The organism is Streptomyces sp. NBC_00247 (assembly GCF_036188265.1).
Classification (GTDB): Bacteria; Actinomycetota; Actinomycetes; order Streptomycetales; family Streptomycetaceae; genus Streptomyces.
Genome location: NZ_CP108093.1, coordinates 5738635 through 5754191, shown reverse-complemented (window position 1 = coordinate 5754191; position 15557 = coordinate 5738635). Strand labels below are relative to the sequence as shown.

Annotated in this window: 17 protein-coding genes and 1 riboswitch; of the genes, 6 read left to right on the top strand and 11 right to left on the bottom strand. The window is 73.3% G+C overall.

The annotated features are described in order from the left end of the window. Positions 1–4: 4 nt before the first annotated feature. Entirely contained in the window at positions 5–1798 is a 1794-nt protein-coding gene (locus OHT52_RS25030; RefSeq protein ID WP_328722438.1) for a glycoside hydrolase family 15 protein, read from the top strand. A 4-nt stretch (positions 1799–1802) separates the two neighbouring features. Continuing rightward, complete coding sequence (locus OHT52_RS25025; protein WP_328722437.1) at positions 1803–2558, top strand: SDR family oxidoreductase; 756 nt, start codon at positions 1803–1805, stop codon at positions 2556–2558. 23 nt (positions 2559–2581) lie between these two features. Here OHT52_RS25025 and amaP read toward each other — a convergent pair whose 3' ends face one another. From amaP to OHT52_RS25000, 5 genes are all read right to left on the bottom strand, one after another. Beyond that, the gene (gene amaP / locus OHT52_RS25020) at positions 2582–3169 is read right to left on the bottom strand and encodes an alkaline shock response membrane anchor protein AmaP (RefSeq protein ID WP_328722436.1); all 588 of its coding nucleotides are present in this window, start codon (positions 3167–3169) and stop codon (positions 2582–2584) included. Beyond that, positions 3166–3870, bottom strand: coding sequence for a DUF6286 domain-containing protein (locus OHT52_RS25015; protein WP_443046662.1), 705 nt, complete (start codon positions 3868–3870; stop codon positions 3166–3168). The genes amaP and OHT52_RS25015 overlap by 4 nt, the downstream gene beginning before the upstream one ends. Continuing rightward, positions 3867–4220: an Asp23/Gls24 family envelope stress response protein gene (locus OHT52_RS25010; protein WP_327175034.1), complete on the bottom strand. Its 354-nt coding sequence runs from the start codon at positions 4218–4220 to the stop codon at positions 3867–3869. The genes OHT52_RS25015 and OHT52_RS25010 overlap by 4 nt, the downstream gene beginning before the upstream one ends. Then, a complete protein-coding gene (locus OHT52_RS25005; protein ID WP_266702963.1) occupies positions 4217–4408 on the bottom strand; it encodes a hypothetical protein in 192 nt (63 codons plus the stop codon). Before OHT52_RS25005 ends, OHT52_RS25010 begins: the two co-directional genes overlap by 4 nt. A gap of 109 nt (positions 4409–4517) precedes the next feature. Further along, positions 4518–5003: an Asp23/Gls24 family envelope stress response protein gene (locus OHT52_RS25000; protein ID WP_328722435.1), complete on the bottom strand. Its 486-nt coding sequence runs from the start codon at positions 5001–5003 to the stop codon at positions 4518–4520. A gap of 96 nt (positions 5004–5099) precedes the next feature. On the opposite strand from OHT52_RS25000, the gene OHT52_RS24995 reads away from it, so the two are divergent. Continuing rightward, positions 5100–5954, top strand: coding sequence for a hypothetical protein (locus OHT52_RS24995; protein ID WP_328722434.1), 855 nt, complete (start codon positions 5100–5102; stop codon positions 5952–5954). A 34-nt stretch (positions 5955–5988) separates the two neighbouring features. On the opposite strand, the gene OHT52_RS24990 is transcribed toward OHT52_RS24995, so the two are convergent. The 3 genes from OHT52_RS24990 to OHT52_RS24980 all read right to left on the bottom strand — a co-directional run bounded on the left by OHT52_RS24990 (position 5989) and on the right by OHT52_RS24980 (position 9128). After that, the gene (locus tag OHT52_RS24990; RefSeq protein ID WP_328722433.1) at positions 5989–6780 is read right to left on the bottom strand and encodes an enoyl-CoA hydratase/isomerase family protein; all 792 of its coding nucleotides are present in this window, start codon (positions 6778–6780) and stop codon (positions 5989–5991) included. A gap of 144 nt (positions 6781–6924) precedes the next feature. Next, on the bottom strand, positions 6925–7146 hold the full coding sequence (locus tag OHT52_RS24985) for a helix-turn-helix domain-containing protein (protein ID WP_266702971.1): 222 nt from the start codon (positions 7144–7146) through the stop codon (positions 6925–6927). Positions 7147–7529: 383 nt separating this feature from the next. Next, positions 7530–9128, bottom strand: coding sequence for an ABC-F family ATP-binding cassette domain-containing protein (locus OHT52_RS24980; protein WP_328722432.1), 1599 nt, complete (start codon positions 9126–9128; stop codon positions 7530–7532). A 201-nt stretch (positions 9129–9329) separates the two neighbouring features. Here OHT52_RS24980 and OHT52_RS24975 point away from each other — a divergent pair, with 201 nt between their 5' ends. Further along, on the top strand, positions 9330–9749 hold the full coding sequence (locus tag OHT52_RS24975; RefSeq protein WP_328722431.1) for a VOC family protein: 420 nt from the start codon (positions 9330–9332) through the stop codon (positions 9747–9749). An 89-nt stretch (positions 9750–9838) separates the two neighbouring features. Here OHT52_RS24975 and OHT52_RS24970 read toward each other — a convergent pair whose 3' ends face one another. From OHT52_RS24970 to OHT52_RS24960, 3 genes are all read right to left on the bottom strand, one after another. Next, positions 9839–11170, bottom strand: coding sequence for a hypothetical protein (locus OHT52_RS24970; RefSeq protein ID WP_328723889.1), 1332 nt, complete (start codon positions 11168–11170; stop codon positions 9839–9841). 183 nt (positions 11171–11353) lie between these two features. Further along, positions 11354–12481 (bottom strand): alpha/beta hydrolase, encoded by a 1128-nt coding sequence (locus OHT52_RS24965; RefSeq protein ID WP_328722430.1) that lies wholly within the window; start codon positions 12479–12481, stop codon positions 11354–11356. A 151-nt stretch (positions 12482–12632) separates the two neighbouring features. Continuing rightward, a complete protein-coding gene (locus tag OHT52_RS24960) occupies positions 12633–13316 on the bottom strand; it encodes a class II aldolase/adducin family protein (protein ID WP_328722429.1) in 684 nt (227 codons plus the stop codon). Positions 13317–13627: 311 nt separating this feature from the next. On the opposite strand from OHT52_RS24960, the gene OHT52_RS24955 reads away from it, so the two are divergent. Both OHT52_RS24955 and OHT52_RS24950 read left to right on the top strand, forming a co-directional pair. Next, positions 13628–14920 carry an inorganic phosphate transporter gene (locus OHT52_RS24955; protein WP_328722428.1) on the top strand — a complete coding sequence of 431 codons (1293 nt, stop codon included), beginning with the start codon at positions 13628–13630 and terminating at the stop codon, positions 14918–14920. Between the two features lie 11 nt (positions 14921–14931). Beyond that, positions 14932–15162: a hypothetical protein gene (locus OHT52_RS24950; protein WP_328722427.1), complete on the top strand. Its 231-nt coding sequence runs from the start codon at positions 14932–14934 to the stop codon at positions 15160–15162. A gap of 203 nt (positions 15163–15365) precedes the next feature. Next, positions 15366–15476: riboswitch (cobalamin riboswitch) on the top strand. The last annotated feature ends 81 nt before the right edge of the window (positions 15477–15557 follow it).

The window sequence follows — 15557 nt, the reverse complement described above, 5'->3', positions numbered from 1 at the left end:
CTGCGTGACTCAACGTATCGAGGACTACGCCCTCATCGGCGATCTCCAGACGGCCGCACTCGTCGGCAGAAACGGTTCCGTCGACTGGCTCTGCCTGCCGCGCTTCGACTCGGGCGCCTGCTTCGCGGCGCTGCTGGGCGACGAGGACAACGGACACTGGCGGATCGCGCCCGAGGGCACCGCCGCGTCCGACACCTGCACCCGTCGCGGCTACGCCGACGAATCCCTCGTCCTGGAGACGTACTGGGAGACCCCCACCGGGACGGTGAAGGTCTCCGACTTCATGCCGCAGCGCGACAAGTCGCCGGACCTGATGCGGATCGTCGAGGGGATCAGCGGGAGCGTCGAGATGAGCTCGGTGCTGCGGCTGCGCTTCGACTTCGGCTCCATCGTGCCCTGGATGCGCCGCTCGCACGGCCACCGGGTGGCGGTCGCCGGGCCGGACTCGGTCTGGCTGCGCAGCGACCCGCCGGTCAAGACGTGGGGGCAGCAGTTCAGCACCTGCTCCTCCTTCACGGTCGCCGAGGGCGAGCAGGTGGCGTTCGTCCTGACCTGGCACCCCTCGCACTCGCCGCGCCCGAAGCTGATCGACCCGTACAAAGCGCTGAAGCACACCTTGAAGGACTGGGCGAAGTGGTCGGCGACCTGCACCTATCAGGGGAAGTACCGGGACGCGGTGCTCAGGTCGCTGATCACGCTGAAGGCGCTGACGTACCGGCCGACCGGCGGGATCGTGGCGGCCCCGACCACCTCGCTCCCCGAGGAGATCGGGGGAGTACGGAACTGGGACTACCGCTACTGCTGGCTGCGGGACGCCACTCTGACCCTCGGCGCACTGCTCGCCGCCGGCTACCTGGACGAGGCGGCGGCCTGGCGGGACTGGCTGCTGCGCGCCGTCGCAGGCGACCCGGCCGACCTCCAGATCATGTACGGGCTGGCCGGTGAGCGCCGGCTGCCCGAGACGGAGCTGCCCTGGCTGTCCGGGTACGAGGGCTCCCGGCCGGTCCGCACCGGCAACGCGGCGGTCCGTCAGCTCCAGCTCGACGTGTACGGCGAGGTCATCGACGCACTCCGCCTCGCCCGGGACGCGGGCCTGAGCGACAAGCCGCACGCCTGGAACCTCCAGCTCAGCCTGCTCGGCTTCCTGGAGTCCACCTGGCGCGAGCCCGACGAGGGCCTGTGGGAGATCCGGGGCGAGCGGCAGCACTTCGTCCACTCGAAGGTGATGGCCTGGGTCGCGGCGGACCGCGCGGTCGCCTCCCTGGAGTCCGACCCCTCCCTGCCGGGCGACCCGGACCGCTGGCGCGCGATGCGCGACGCGGTGCACGCCGAGGTGTGCGCGAAGGGGTACGACCCCGTGCGGAACACCTTCACCCAGTCGTACGGCTCGAAGGCGCTGGACGCGGCGACGCTCCTCATGGTCCGTACGGGTTTCCTGCCGCCGGACGACCCGCGGATCGTCGGCACGGTCGACGCCATCCGCGCGGAGCTGGGCAGCGACGGCCTGGTCCGCCGCTACAGCACCGAGGGGGCGTCGGTGGACGGGCTGCCGGGCGAGGAGGGGGCCTTCATCGTCTGCACGTTCTGGCTCGCGGACGCGCTGCTGCGGACCGGGCGCCCCACCGAGGCGGAGGAGCTCTTCGAGCGGCTGCTGGAGCTGCGCAACGACGTGGGCCTGCTGGCCGAGGAGTACGACACGGTGACGGGCCGCCAGCTGGGGAACTACCCGCAGGCGTTCAGCCACATCGGGCTGGTGAACACGGCGGTGGCCCTCGCCGGGGACGAGGCGGCAGGATAGGGCCATGGATCTTGGACTGAAGGACCGCGTCTACGTCGTCACCGGGGCCAGCCGAGGGCTCGGCAACGCCGCGGCGACCGCTCTGGCGGCGGACGGCGCGAAGGTGCTCATCACCGGACGGGACGAGAAGAGCATCACGGCCGCCGCCGCCGCGCTCGGCCCCGACGCTCTCGGCGTCGCGGCCGACAACGGCGACCCGACCGCCGCCCGGACGCTGCTGAACGCGGCGAGGGAACGGTTCGGCCGGCTCGACGGCGTACTGATCAGCGTCGGCGGGCCGCCGCCGGGTTCCGCCGCCGACAACACCGACGAGCAGTGGCAGTCGGCCTTCGAGTCGGTCTTCCTCGGTGCGGTGCGCCTGGCCCGCGCGGCGGCGGCCGAACTCGGCGAAGGCGGGGTCATCGGCTTCGTGCTCTCCGGGTCGGTCCACGAGCCGATCCCCGGCCTGACCGTCTCCAACGGGCTGCGCCCCGGGCTGGCCGGTTTCGCCAAGTCCCTGGCGAACGACCTCGGGCCGCGCGGCATCCGGGTGATCGGCCTGCTGCCCTCCCGCATCGACACCGACCGGGTGCGCGAGCTCGACGCGCTCTCCGGCGACGCGGACGCGGCTCGCACCGCGAGCGAGGCCCGCATCCCGCTGCGCCGGTACGGCACGCCCGAGGAGTTCGGGAAGACCGCGGCCTTCCTGCTCTCCCCCGCCGCGTCCTACCTCACCGGCATCATGCTGCCGGTGGACGGCGGTGCCCGGCACGGGTTCTGAGCCCAAGCCGGCGTACGGCTCCGTCAGGTGACGCGTTCCGCGCGGTGCTTGACGGCCTTCAGCAGCACCTCGGCCGGCAGCTCGTCCAGCCCGGCCGAGGCGCGGGCGTGGGCCAGCGCCTCGTCGGAGAAGCCGCGGAGCGCCTCCGCCGGGACGGCGTGCGGTTCCAGCTGCATGCGAACGCGGGCCTGCGGGGCGGTGCGGCGGCCGGTCAGCGCGGCCTGGGCCCGGGCGACTCCGTCGAGGCCGCCCGCCTCCGCGGCGAGCACGCCCTCCAGGGCCCGGCCCCGCAGCAGCGCCCCCTCGCCGTCGCCGCTGTCGACCAGTACCGTGGCGAGCCGGGCCCGCCGCAGCTGGGCGAGCAGCCACCACAGGGCGAGCACGACGAGCACGGCGAGGATGGCGATGACGGTCGGCCACCACCAGCTCTCGTCGCGCCAGCGGCCCCGGTCCGCGTCGCTGAGCAGCACGTCGGACTTCCCGTTCCAAGGGAACCAGGACGGCACCGCGGCACCGAGGCCGGTGGCGAGCACGGTGCCGCCGACGGCTACGAGGATCAGTCCGGCGAGGGCGAGCAGGACCCGGTTGACCGTGCGGAGCATGGCGCTCATCCCTTCTTGGCGGCCCGGTGGACGCGCACGGAAAGCTTCGGCGGCTTGGCGAGGCCGAGTTCGGCGATGGCGGTGGTGAGCGCGGACTCCAGGTCGGCCCGTACCTCGCCGAGTTCGCGGAAGTGCGAGACGGCCCGTACGGCGGCCTTGCGGCGTCCCGACCTGACGCGTACGGACTGCACGCCGGACACCTCCTGGGCCCGGTCGCGCAGGACCAGGGCCGCCGCGGTGCGGTCGAGGGCCGCGTGCACCCCGTGGTGCCTGCGGCTCATCGTCAGCAGGGAGCGCAGCCCCGGGGTGAGGGCGATCAGGAGCAGCCACAGTCCGAGCGCGGCGGCGATCCCGGCGCCGGTGAGCACCCAGACGTCGTCGAGGGAGCGTTCGGCGAGGCCGTCGGCGAGTGAGCGCCGCCACTGCATCGCCGGGTGGTCGGCGCGCACGGCCGCCACGTCGTAGAGGAAGAGCCCCGAGGCGCCGAGCACCACGAGCGCGAGGAGTGCGGCGGGGACGCGGCGGGCCGACCAGAAGCGCCCGGCCCGTCCGCGGACCGGTTCCTCCGCCGCGGGGCCGGACCGGTACGTGGACGAGGAGGCGTTCCGTTCGGGGCCGAGCGGCTCCGGCACGACGACGGGGAGCCGCTGCGTGCTGTGCTGGGGGCCGTCCGGGCCGCCTGGGCCGTCCGAGTACGAGGGCTCGCTCACCGGATCCTCCCCTGTCCCGAGGAACCCGTCGCCGCCGAGTGCAGGCGTTCGATCCGTACGGCCACCTCGGGCACCTCCATTCCCGCCAGCGTCCTGACCCGCTCGGCCACCTGCCGGCGCACGGCCCCGCACTGGCGGCCGATGTCGCTGGGGTAACCGAGTTCCAGGCTGACGTGTACCCGCGCGGAGTCCCGGTGAACGGTGACCGAGGCATTGGGCGGTGAGCCGTCCTCGGGGACCTCGTCGATCGCCTCCCGGGCGGCCTGTGCCGCGATCTTCGCGACGACCCGGTCGGCGATCCGGGTCTCGCCGCGCTCCGCCGCGGGAACCGGGCCGGTCACCGGGGTCACCGTTGCCGGTCGCCGCGCTCGCGACTCCGGAAGAAGTCGCCGGGTTCCCAGTCGCCGTCCAGGAAGCGGCCGGCGATGAAGCCGACCGCGCCCAGTGCGGCGACCAGCAGGAAGGCACCGAATCCGCCGAAGTACCCGGCGAACCCGAGCGCCATGCCGGCCACCATGCCGACCACGGCCATGCTCATGCTGACTCCTCAACTCCCTTGTCGGACAGGGGTAAACGGGCCCGGCAAACCGGCGGTGGGCCGGGCCGACGGGCATGACGGGCGGCCGGGTGCACGGTGGTCGCCCGGACTACTGGACCCGGGAGGAGGACCCGTCGTCCTCGTCGTCCTCCTCGTCGGGCAGCTTCACGTCGCTGACCGCGATGTTGACCTCGACCACTTCGAGCCCGGTCATCCGCTCCACTGCGGCGACGACGTTCTCGCGGACGTCACGGGCCACCTCGTGGATGGCCACGCCGTAGTCGACGACGATCTCCAGGTCGAGCGCGGCCTGCGACTCGCCGACCTCGGCCTTCACCCCGCGGGCGGGCGACTTGCCACCCCCGCCGGGCACCCGGTCGCGCATGGCGCCGAAGCTGCGGGAGAGCCCGCCGCCCATGGCGTGCACACCGTCGACGTCGCGGGCCGCCAGTCCGGCGATCTTCTCGACGACCCCGTCCGCGATCGTGGTGCGCCCGCGGGCACCGGCGTCGCCGCCGCCGCGCTTGGTCAGGCTTCGGCCCCGGTCGTCGCCGGAGGCGTCCGGGCCGGGGCGCTGCGTGGTGGTCTCACTCATGGCCGCTCATCCCTTCGATGGGGCAGGGGTGTACTCCCTTGCCCACATTAGGTGCGCTTGTCCGGGTTCGCGCTGCGGATACGGCAGGCTGGGGCGATGACAACGGCGGACGGCCCCCGGCGGGCGGATGGATGGGCGGCCTCGGTGCGCGAACGGCTCGGGCTGGGCCGGTTGCTCCCTCTGGGCGGTCCGGGGGACGGAGCATGGATCGCCGAGCGGGCCGCCGCGTCCGTGCTGCGGGACTCGACGGCGGGGCCCGGCGCGGTGCTCGGGCGGCTGCGCATCGGCGCGGCGACGGCGGGCACCGCGCCGGGTGCGCCGGGGGAAGGCCCGGGACGAGGGACCGGGGCGGGTCCGGCAGAGCGGTACGGCGAAGGGCTGAGAAAGGAGCGCCACGAGGGGCGGGCCCCGGGGCCGCCCGCGCCGCCGAGCGCGCTGCCGCCGGGTCCGCTGCGGATCGAGGCGGAGTTCACCGCCGTCGCCGACCGGCCGCTGCCCACGTCCGCCGCGCTGCTCAGGGAAGCCCTGATGGAGGCCGCGTCGCGGCGGCTGGGGCTGGACGTGGCGGAGGTGGACCTGCGGGTGACGGGTCTGCTGCACGCGGGGACGCCTCCCGTGGGGACGTCGGCGGACGGCACGGCTCCGGCCGGCACGTCGGCGGCCGGGGAGCGGACGGCCTTCCCCCGGCCGGAGGTGCGAGCCGGGCGGGACGACGGGGCCGCGGGGCTGGCAGCCGCCGCGGTCCCCGGCGTGGTCTCGCTGACCCGGGTGCTGGGCGCTCCGGTGACCACCTCGGCCGATCACGTACGGGTCGAGGTGGCGACGGCCGGCGGACACCGCGCGCTCGACGTGGCCCGCGCGGTGCGCACGGCCGTGACGGGCGCACTGGAGGACGGGCCGCCGGTCTCGGTTCTGGTCACCGCCGTGGTGCAGGCCCCCGAGCCCGGCTGAGGGCCTGCCGGAACGGCCGGGTCCGTCGGGCGCGTCAGTCGGTGATGCCCGCCAGGTCGCGCAGTCGGCGGCCCTGGGCGGCTCGCTCGGCGGCGCGCTGCTCCTCGTACGTGCGTGAGATCGCGCCGCGCAGCAGCGCCTTGGTCTCGGTCACGGCGTCACGCGGCGCGGCCAGCAGGGCGGCGGCCAGGTCCTGGGTCGCGGCGTCGAGCTGGCCGGCGGGGACGACGAGGTTGGCGAGGCCCGTACGCTCGGCTTCCGGGGCCGACACGAAGCGGCCGGTGGCACACATCTCCAGCGCGCGGGCGTACCCCACGAGGTGCACCAGGGGGTGGGTGCCCGTGAGGTCGGGGACGAGCCCGAGGCTGGTCTCCCGCATGGCGAACTGCACGTCGTCGGCGACGATCCGCAGATCGCAGGCGAGGGCGAGCTGGAAGCCCGCCCCGATGGCGTGGCCCTGGACGGCCGCGATCGACACGATGTCGTTCCGCCGCCACCAGGTGAACGCCTCCTGGTACTCGGCGATGGTCGCGTCGAGCCCGGACTCGGGTCCGCGCGCCATGTCGAGAAAGGAGGGCTCACCGTCGAAGCCCTCGGGAGCGAACGCCTGCCGGTCGAGGCCCGCGGAGAAGGACTTGCCTTCGCCGCGGAGCACCACGACCCGCACGGTACCGGGGACTGCCCGCCCGGCCTCCGTCAACGCCCGCCACAGAGCGGGAGACTGAGCGTTGCGCTTGGCCGGATTGGTCAGGGTCACCGTGGCGACCGCGTCATCGACGGTGAGTCGTACGCCGTCCTTGTCGAGCAGCGGGTCGAGCGAGGTCATCGTGCGCCTCCGGATCGGGGTGCTGTCAGCACTTCACCAGCTAAGTGACTGAACAGTAACCATCCGGTCGACCGTGTGGCCGACCGGGTGGTCCCTTCCGATTCGGTGGACCCGCTGCCCACGCCCGAGACCCGCCGCCGACCGTCAGGCCGATGCGGCCTTCTTGCCGCGTGTCGCTCCGCCGCGTCCCCGCAGGGTCACGCCGGACTCACTGAGCATCCGGTGGACGAATCCGTAGGAGCGGCCGGTTTCCTCGGCCAACGCCCGGATGCTCGCACCGGAGTCGTACTTCTTCTTCAGGTCTGCCGCGAGCTTGTCGCGCGCGACGCCGGTAACCCGGCTGCCCTTCTTCAGAGTCTCGGCCACCCGTGCCTCCTCATGGGAAGTGCGCTCTTGTTTCTCATGATCACCCCTACCGTGCGCCCTGACCACCCATTCGGCAAGGTACGTACAACCCGATTCCGCGCCAGGGAAGGGCTCCACAGAAGCGGAATGAAGCATTCTGAGGGGCTCAAGAGGCAGCTGGGGAGAGCACGAAAGAGAAAGTCCAGGTCAGGGCCGTCCGGGGCGGGGGCGCCAAAACGGCTGCGCCCGGCAGGTATCTGCCGGGCGCCGCGCCGAGGGATGAGACCGTCTCGCACAGATGAGGGATCACGCGTAGGCCGAATGATCCATTCGGCGTGGATCATTCGATCGGGGCGGCCTCGGACGTGCCGGGCCGGGCCCGTCCGTCCGCACCGCCCGCCCGGTCAGGCCAGGGCGACCAGGTCGCGGTAGTCGGCGCCCCAGAGGTCCTCGACGCCGTCGGGGAGCAGGATGATGCGCTCGGGCTGGAGCGCCTCCACCGCGCCCTCGTCGTGCGTGACGAGGACGACCGCGCCCTTGTAGGTCCGCAGCGCGCCGAGGATCTCCTCGCGGCTGGCCGGGTCGAGGTTGTTGGTGGGCTCGTCGAGAAGCAGGACGTTGGCCGAGGAGACGACCAGCGTGGCCAGGGCCAGCCGGGTCTTCTCGCCGCCGGACAGGACGCCCGCGGGCTTGTCCACGTCGTCGCCGGAGAAGAGGAACGAGCCGAGGGTCTTGCGGACCTCCACGAGGTCGAGGTCCGGGGCCGCGGAGCGCATGTTCTCCAGGACCGTGCGCTCCGGGTCGAGGGTCTCGTGTTCCTGGGCGTAGTAACCGAGCTTGAGGCCGTGGCCCTTGATGATCTCGCCGGTGTCGGGCTTCTCGGCCTCGCCGAGGAGCCGCAGCAGCGTGGTCTTCCCGGCGCCGTTGAGGCCCAGGATGACGACGCGGGAGCCCTTGTCGATCGCGAGGTCGACGTCGGTGAAGATCTCCAGCGAGCCGTACGACTTGGACAGGCCCTCCGCCATGAGCGGGGTCTTGCCGCAGGGCGAGGGCTCCGGGAAGCGCAGCTTGGCGACCTTGTCGGAGACGCGGACGGCCTCCAGCCCGGCGAGCAGCCGGTCGGCGCGCTTGGCCATGTTCTGGGCCGCGACGGTCTTGGTGGCCTTGGCGCGCATCTTGTCGGCCTGCGAGTTGAGGGCGGCGGCCTTCTTCTCGGCGTTCTGGCGCTCACGCTTGCGGCGCTTCTCGTCGGCCTCGCGCTGCTGCTGGTAGAGCTTCCAGCCCATGTTGTAGACGTCGATCTGGGACCGGTTGGCGTCGAGGTAGAAGACCTTGTTGACGACCGTCTCCACGAGGTCGACGTCGTGGGAGATCACGATGAAGCCGCCCCGGTACGACTTGAGGTAGTCGCGCAGCCAGACGATGGAGTCGGCGTCCAGGTGGTTGGTGGGCTCGTCGAGGAGCAGGGTGTCGGCGTCCGAGAAGAGGATGCGGGCGAGCTCGACACGGCGGCGCTGACCACCGGAGAGGGTGTGCAACGGCTGGCCCAGCACGCGGTCCGGAAGGCTGAGGGCCGCGGCGATGGTGGCGGCCTCGGCTTCGGCGGCGTACCCGCCCTTGGTGAGGAACTCCGTCTCCAGGCGCTCGTACTTCTTCATCGCCTTCTCGCGGGTGGCGCCCTTGCCGTTCGCCATCCGCTCCTCGTTCTCGCGCATCCGGCGCAGGATCTCGTCCAGGCCGCGGGCGGAGAGGATGCGGTCCCGGGCGAGGACGTCGAGGTCTCCGGTGCGCGGGTCCTGCGGGAGGTAGCCGACCTCACCGGAGGAGGTGATCGTCCCGCCGGCGGGGGTGCCCTCCCCGGCGAGGCATTTGGTGAGGGTGGTCTTACCGGCGCCGTTGCGGCCGACGAGGCCGATGCGGTCGCCCTTGGCGATGCGGAAGGACGCGTTTTCGATGAGGACGCGGGCGCCGGCGCGCAGCTCGATGCCGGAAGCGGTGATCACGGTAAGACTCCAGGGCGGTATGGACGGCGGAAGGACGAGGGCGGAGGTCTCTCGACGCCGCTAATGCACAAGGAGAATTGCCATGGGCCCATTCTACGGGCGGTGCGCAACTCCTCCGCCGTGCACGGGCCCGGACCGCCGGGCGGTGCCAGAATGAGACGGGGATCACAGCGCGCGGAGAGTGGCGGAAGGTGACGATCCATGACGGACACGGCACACGGCGCACCCACGGTCTTCCCGACGGTCCTGTACGAGGACGCGAAGGCGGCGATCAGGACGCTGACCGAGGTGCTGGGGTTCACCGCGGAAGCGGTGTACGAGGACGGCGGCGGCGCCGTGGTCCACGCGGAGCTGTCCCTGGGCAACGGCAGGGTGATGCTCGGGTCCCGGGGGCGGGACGGCGTCTTCGCGCGGGCCATGGCGGGCGGCGGACCGGTCGGGATCTACGTGGTCCTCGGCTCGGCCGAGGACCTGGACCGACACCACGCCCGCGCCGCGGCCCGCGGGATGGAGATCCTGATGCCGCCGACCGGCCAGGACTACGGCTCGCGGGACTACATGGCCCGTGACGCCGAGGGCAACGTGTGGAGCTTCGGTACGTACGCCCCGGGCGCCGCCTGAGCCAGGGCCGGGTCGCACCATTCGCACCGCCCGCCCGACGGATGTGGTCCGGCACGCCCCGGGCCGGCGGGCCCGGGGGACGTGGCGGGTCAGGCGCGGCCGCCGCCGGTGTGCACCTGGAACGCGGCCCGTCGCATCGCCTTGGCGAGCGCCGGGTCCGGGTGGGCCGCGGCAAGCGCCACCAGGACCTGGACCGTACGCGGGTGGCCGACCGCCCGGACCTCTTCGAGCAGCGCCGGGACGGTGCCCTGGACGGCTGAGTCCAGGTGCCGCACGAGCAGCCCGGTCTCGCCGTGGTCGGCGACGGCCGCGGCGGTGTCCACCCAGAGCCAGGTGGCCTCCTCGCGGCTGAGGACCTCCTGGGCGTCGTCCGGGTCTGCGCCCTCGTACTCGGCGAGCCAGAGCAGGGCGTACGGACGGAGCGAGGGGTGCGCGACGACCGCGCGGACCTCGGGCTCGGCCGGGGCACCGACGACGCGCAGCGCCTCGAAGGCCAGTCCGCGCAGCAGCGCGTCCTCGCCGCGGGCGACGCCGAGGAGTTCGGCGACGGCGCTGGGGACCGTACGGGCGGCGAGCCAGGCGCGGTACTCGGCGCGGGCCGGTCCCGGGGTGAGCGAGGCGCAGCCGAGGAGCATGCCGGCGGCAGGCTGTTCGATGTTCCCGGCCGGGCTCTGCGCGGCGACGCAGATCTGCTCCAGCTTGACCCAGACCGCCCAGTTGCCGAGCGGGGTGAGGGTGGCGTGTCCCGGTTCGAGGGTGAGCGCGCCGACGGCGGCGAGGCCTTCGAGGGCCCAGTCGAGCAGCAGGGCGTTCAGCTCGTCGGAAGGCGCGGCGGCGGGGGCCACGGGCTGCGTACCCGCCGGTGCGCCCTCGGCGCCGGGGGCGTACGGCACCTCGCAGCGTTCCTCGTGGAGTTCGGCGACGCGCTGGCCGAGGAGGTCCAGGAGGACGGGTACGGGCACGGGCCCGGCGGAGAGCTGGAGGAGCGACAGGACCTGGGGAACCGCCTCGATCGCTTCGGCGACGGCCGTCGCCTCGATGCCTTCGGGCGAGACGTGCACGAGCGACCACGCGTCGAAGAGCGCGACCCAGCCGCGGAGCACCGCCGAGTCGTCGCGGTCCCAGGCGCGCAGGCGCCAGCCGGGGCGCACGGTGTCGCCGTGCAGCTCGACGAGACCGGCCAGCCGGGCCCGGTCCCAGCCGGCCAGCACCCGGTCGGGGGTGAGCCGCAGTTCGGCGGCGGCACGGTCCAGATCGGCTGCGGAGAGCGGCGCCGTGCCGGGGCCGGCGCCGTCGGCGGCGGCCCAGTGGGCGACCCGCACGTCCGCGGCGAGCACCTCCCTGGCCTGGCGGGCCAGTTCGGTGCGTGGCGGAGTGCCCTCGGGTGGGCGGGGGGCGGGCCTGGTGCGGCGGGTGGTCACGGCCTTGCGCGCCGTGGCGAGGGGTCGCGGGCGGACAAGTCGCAGCCTGGAGTCGCGCGGGTTACGGGACGTCACGGGGAGCAGTCTTGCCTCTGACAGGCCGAAAGCCCAAACGGAAGCCGCGCCGCCCCGTCCGAGCGGCCCCGCCCGGCGGTCATCAACCGGGCGGTTTGCCCCCAACTCTCACATCAGGGGCGTGAGAAAGCGGCGGAGGGTTTCCTCGTAGGCGGCCGGGCCCAGGTTCCACATCGACGCGTGGGGGGCGTCGGGGACGGTGTGCAGGGCGACGAGGTCGGGGCGGAGCGCGGCGAGTTCCCGCGAGGGTCCCCAGGGGGCCAGGGTGTCGCCGGGGCCGTGGAAGATCAGCGTCGGAACGCGCAGCACGGTCGGCAGCCTGCCGTGCAGGAGCGGAGTGCCCCGCAGGCCGGTCCGCCCCTGGGCGGCGCGGACGGCGAGCGGCATCAGCGCGGTCGGGACGCCCCGCGCCGCGGCGAGGGCCCGCAGGGTGGTCTCCCAGTCCATGACGGGGGAGTCCAGCACGAGGCCGGCGACGCTGTCGCGGAGCGCGGAGTCGACGCAGGCGTGCAGGGCCATGGTGGCGCCGGTGGACCAGCCGAGCAGGACGACCTTCTCGGCGCCGTAGCGGAGGGCGTAGCGGATCGCGGCGTCGAGATCGCGCCATTCCGAAGCGCCGAGGTGGTCGAGTCCGTCCGGAGAGCGCGGGGCTCCCGCGTCGCCCCGGTGGGCGAGGGCGAGCACCGGGAGGCGGAGGTCGTTCAGGAACCCCATCACGTTGAGGGTGTGTTCCCGCGTGGTGCCGATGCCGTGCAGGGCGATGACCCAGGTGGAGCGGTCGGCGGGGACGTACCAGGCGGGCAGTGCGCCGAGTTCGCCGGGGATCTCCACCTCGTGGTGGACGAGCCCGAGGGCGGTGCCGGGGTCGCCGCGGTGCACCTCGGGGGTGGCCCGGACGCGAGTGCCCGGCTCCAGGGAGCCCTGGGTGACGCGTACGAGCCGGCGGACGACGGTGTCGGCGGAGAACGCGGGCTCGTCGGCCACCGGGCCGACCACGGCGTGGACGTCCGGTCCGGCGAGACCCCAGAGTCCGGGGCGCAGCGAGGCGAAGGAGCGGGTCAGGGTCACCTGCCCGGGCGCCGTCGCGTGGACGGTCAGGCCGCGGTCGGCGGGGAGGGGGCGGCCGGCGGGGACCGTGAGAGCGGTACCGCCGGCGTATCTGCCGACGGCGACCGCTGCCGCGCCGGCGCCGAGGATCGTGGAGACGGCCGCTGCCGTCGCTGTTGCCGGGCGCACGGCTTCAGTCTCGCGGCAAGACGGTGCGGGGGGCCAGTGGGATGGGCCGTCCGGTGGGCACGGCGTGTCGTGGGACGTGTCGCGCTTGGGTGGGGGCGGGGCGCGTGCCGGGGCTCGCGGTGGTGGGTCGTGGGGCGTGCCGGGGCGGGTCTCAGCCGCGCTGGCCGTAGCCCCGGAGCGCCTCGGCGACTTCGTCCAGCTGGTCCGGGGAGAGCAGGGAGGGTGCGCGGCCGGGGACGGAGCTCGCGGCGAGCCAGACCCGGCAGAGCCATTCCAGCTGGGCGGTGCGGTCGTACGCCTCGTCCAGGCTCGATCCGTGGGTGACCGTGCCGTGGTTGCGGAGCAGGCAGCCGGTGCGGTCGCGGAGGGCGGCGAGCATGTTCGCCGCCAGCTCGGGGGTGCCGTAGCGGGCGTATCCGGCGGTGCGGACCGGGCCGCCGAGCATCGCGGCGGCGTAGTGGACGGGCGGGATCTCGTCGACGAGCGTGGAGACGGCGGTGGCGTGCACGGCGTGCGTGTGCACCACGGCGCGCGCGCCGGTGGAGCGGTAGACCGCGAGATGGAGCGGGAGCTCGCTGGTGGGGGTGAGGGTGCCGAGGGTGCGGTGACCCGCGAGGTCGACGCCGAGCAGGTCCTTCGGGCCCAGCCGGTCGTACGGGACGCCGCTGGGGGTGACCAGCACCGTGTCGCCGACGCGTACCGAGACGTTGCCGGAGGTGCCGACGACGAGTCCGTCGGCCGCCGTCCTGCGGGCGGTACGGACGAGGTCGTCCCAAGCGGTGGCGAGCGTGCCGGGGCGGGGCTCCCGCCGTTCTGCCGCGTACTCCTCAGCCATGGACGGGATCATAGGGACCGTCGGCACGGCCTTCCTGTGAATAGGCAGCTAACCGGCCGGCCCGCGCGGACGTGACCGGAACGACATTCGGGGGCCGGTCCGGGTGTGCCCCGCTTCCTCGCGGGAGAGGCAAAAGCTGGTCGAGGGCAGTTCCCGCACCGCTCCCGAAGCCGGGAGGGTTCCCTCTCGGGCACAAGCGGAATGATCTGCGCGCCCACAGTGGCACCACAATGCCCCGCCCAGTTCATCTTCCGTTCACTCAGGTTGCTTACGTTCCACGTGCCAATGACGTCGAACGATTGCCTGGGTAAATGGAACACATCACGCTGCTGCTCGCGATCGTCGTCGCGACAGCTCTCGTGTTCGATTTCACGAACGGTTTCCACGACACCGCCAACGCGATGGCCACCACCATCTCGACCGGCGCCCTGAAGCCCAAGACAGCGGTGGCGATGTCAGCCACCCTCAATCTGGTCGGCGCGTTCCTGTCGGTGGAGGTCGCGAAAACGATCTCCGGCGGGATCGTCGACGAGGACGGTCTGAGAACCGAGGTCATCTTCGCGGCGCTCGTCGGCGCCATCCTGTGGAATCTGGTGACCTGGCTGGTCGGCCTGCCGTCCAGTTCGTCCCACGCCCTGTTCGGCGGGCTCATCGGTGCCGCCGTGATGTCCGCGGGCTGGTCCTCGGTCGACGGCGGCACCGTCGTCACCAAGATCCTGCTGCCCGCCGTCGCCGCTCCGCTGGTGGCCGGTGCCGCTTCGATGCTGGCGACGAGGCTGTCGTACCGCGTCAACCGGAACGTCACCGACGAGGCGCAGCTGAAGTCGACGGCCAAGGGCTACCGGGCCGGGCAGATCGCGTCGGCCGGTCTCGTCTCGCTGGCCCACGGCACCAACGACGCGCAGAAGACGATGGGCATCATCACCCTGGCGCTCGTCACCGGCGGTGTCCTCTCCCCCGGCTCGAACCCGCCGGTCTGGGTGATCTTCTCGGCCGGTCTGGCCATCGCCCTGGGGACCTACTTCGGCGGCTGGCGCATCATCCGCACCATGGGCAGCGGGCTCACCGACCTCCAGCCGCAGCAGGGCTTCGCCGCCCAGACCAGCGCGGCGACCGTCATCCTGGCCTCCTCGCACCTCGGCTTCTCGCTCTCCACCACGCAGTCCTGCTCCGGCGCGGTGATGGGTGCCGGGCTCGGCCGCAAGGGCGGCACGGTCAAGTGGTCCACCGCGACCCGGATGTTCGTGGCCTGGGGCCTCACGCTTCCGGCGGCGGGTCTGGTCGGCGCGGGCGCCGAGTTCCTGACCCGGCAGGGCACCTGGGGCATCGTGCTGGTCGCGGCGCTGCTCGTCGCGGGCTCCGGCGCCATCTGGATGCTGTCGCGGCGCAAGCCGGTCGACCACACCGACATCGCGGAGACGGGCGCGGACGCGCCCGCCGACATCGTCACCGCGGCCGTCGCCGCCGTCTCCCCGCCGCCCGCCGGAGTGCCGGCCGCCGGACTCCCGGTCACCGGCCTCACAGCCACCATCCCGGCCCCCCTCCCCGCCACGCCCGCCGCGGCGACGACGACCGAACCGGCCCGTCCGCCGGCCGCGGTGTAAGGACTCGACCCATGAAAATCGACTGGGCAGCTCTCGCGACCGTCTTCGGTGTCAGCCTCGTGGTCACCGTGGCGCTCGTCGGCTTCTTCAGCCTCGGCGTCGTCGGTCTCGCCAAGCGGGCCGGTACCGCCGTGCGCGGCGGACCGGGTTCGTCCGCCGTACTGGCGCGCACCGGCGCGTACGCCTGCTTCGCGCTGTGCGCGGCGGCGGTCGCGTACGGCATCTACCTGATCGTCGCCTGACGCCGCACCCCCGTATTTCTCCGCCCCGGCGGGCCGGACACCCCGTGTGTCCGGCCCGCCGTGCGTACGGCTGGGGGACGTCGTACGTGCGGCTGGGCGTTTCGCTGTGGGCCCGGGCACACTTCGGCCCCGCAGGTCAACGGCGAGTTGACGGGCCTTCGCGCTGCGTGGTGGACTGCCGGAGCCATTCACGGCGACAGCAGAGGAAGCCGGTGCGAATCCGGCGCGGTCCCGCCACTGTCACCGGGGAGCGGCGCCCCGACGTGCGTACGACGGACGACCGGGGTGGCCGCCGACCCGGGAGCCAGGACACTCTCGTCGCCGTCTCGTCGAACCAGGGCGCGGACCCTGAGTGAGGACATACGCCATGCCCGGCCGCCGTGCGCCCGATCCCC

Coding starts and splice junctions, on each gene's coding strand:
- OHT52_RS24960 (WP_328722429.1), bottom strand. CDS start 13,316: ATGGCTGAGGAGTACGCGGCAGAACGGCGGGAGCCCCGCCCCGGCACG.
- OHT52_RS25000 (WP_328722435.1), bottom strand. CDS start 5,003: ATGAGTGAGACCACCACGCAGCGCCCCGGCCCGGACGCCTCCGGCGAC.
- OHT52_RS25005 (WP_266702963.1), bottom strand. CDS start 4,408: ATGAGCATGGCCGTGGTCGGCATGGTGGCCGGCATGGCGCTCGGGTTC.
- OHT52_RS25025 (WP_328722437.1), top strand. CDS start 1,803: ATGGATCTTGGACTGAAGGACCGCGTCTACGTCGTCACCGGGGCCAGC.
- OHT52_RS24950 (WP_328722427.1), top strand. CDS start 14,932: ATGAAAATCGACTGGGCAGCTCTCGCGACCGTCTTCGGTGTCAGCCTC.
- OHT52_RS24995 (WP_328722434.1), top strand. CDS start 5,100: ATGACAACGGCGGACGGCCCCCGGCGGGCGGATGGATGGGCGGCCTCG.
- OHT52_RS24990 (WP_328722433.1), bottom strand. CDS start 6,780: ATGACCTCGCTCGACCCGCTGCTCGACAAGGACGGCGTACGACTCACC.
- amaP (WP_328722436.1), bottom strand. CDS start 3,169: ATGAGCGCCATGCTCCGCACGGTCAACCGGGTCCTGCTCGCCCTCGCC.
- OHT52_RS24955 (WP_328722428.1), top strand. CDS start 13,628: ATGGAACACATCACGCTGCTGCTCGCGATCGTCGTCGCGACAGCTCTC.
- OHT52_RS24975 (WP_328722431.1), top strand. CDS start 9,330: ATGACGGACACGGCACACGGCGCACCCACGGTCTTCCCGACGGTCCTG.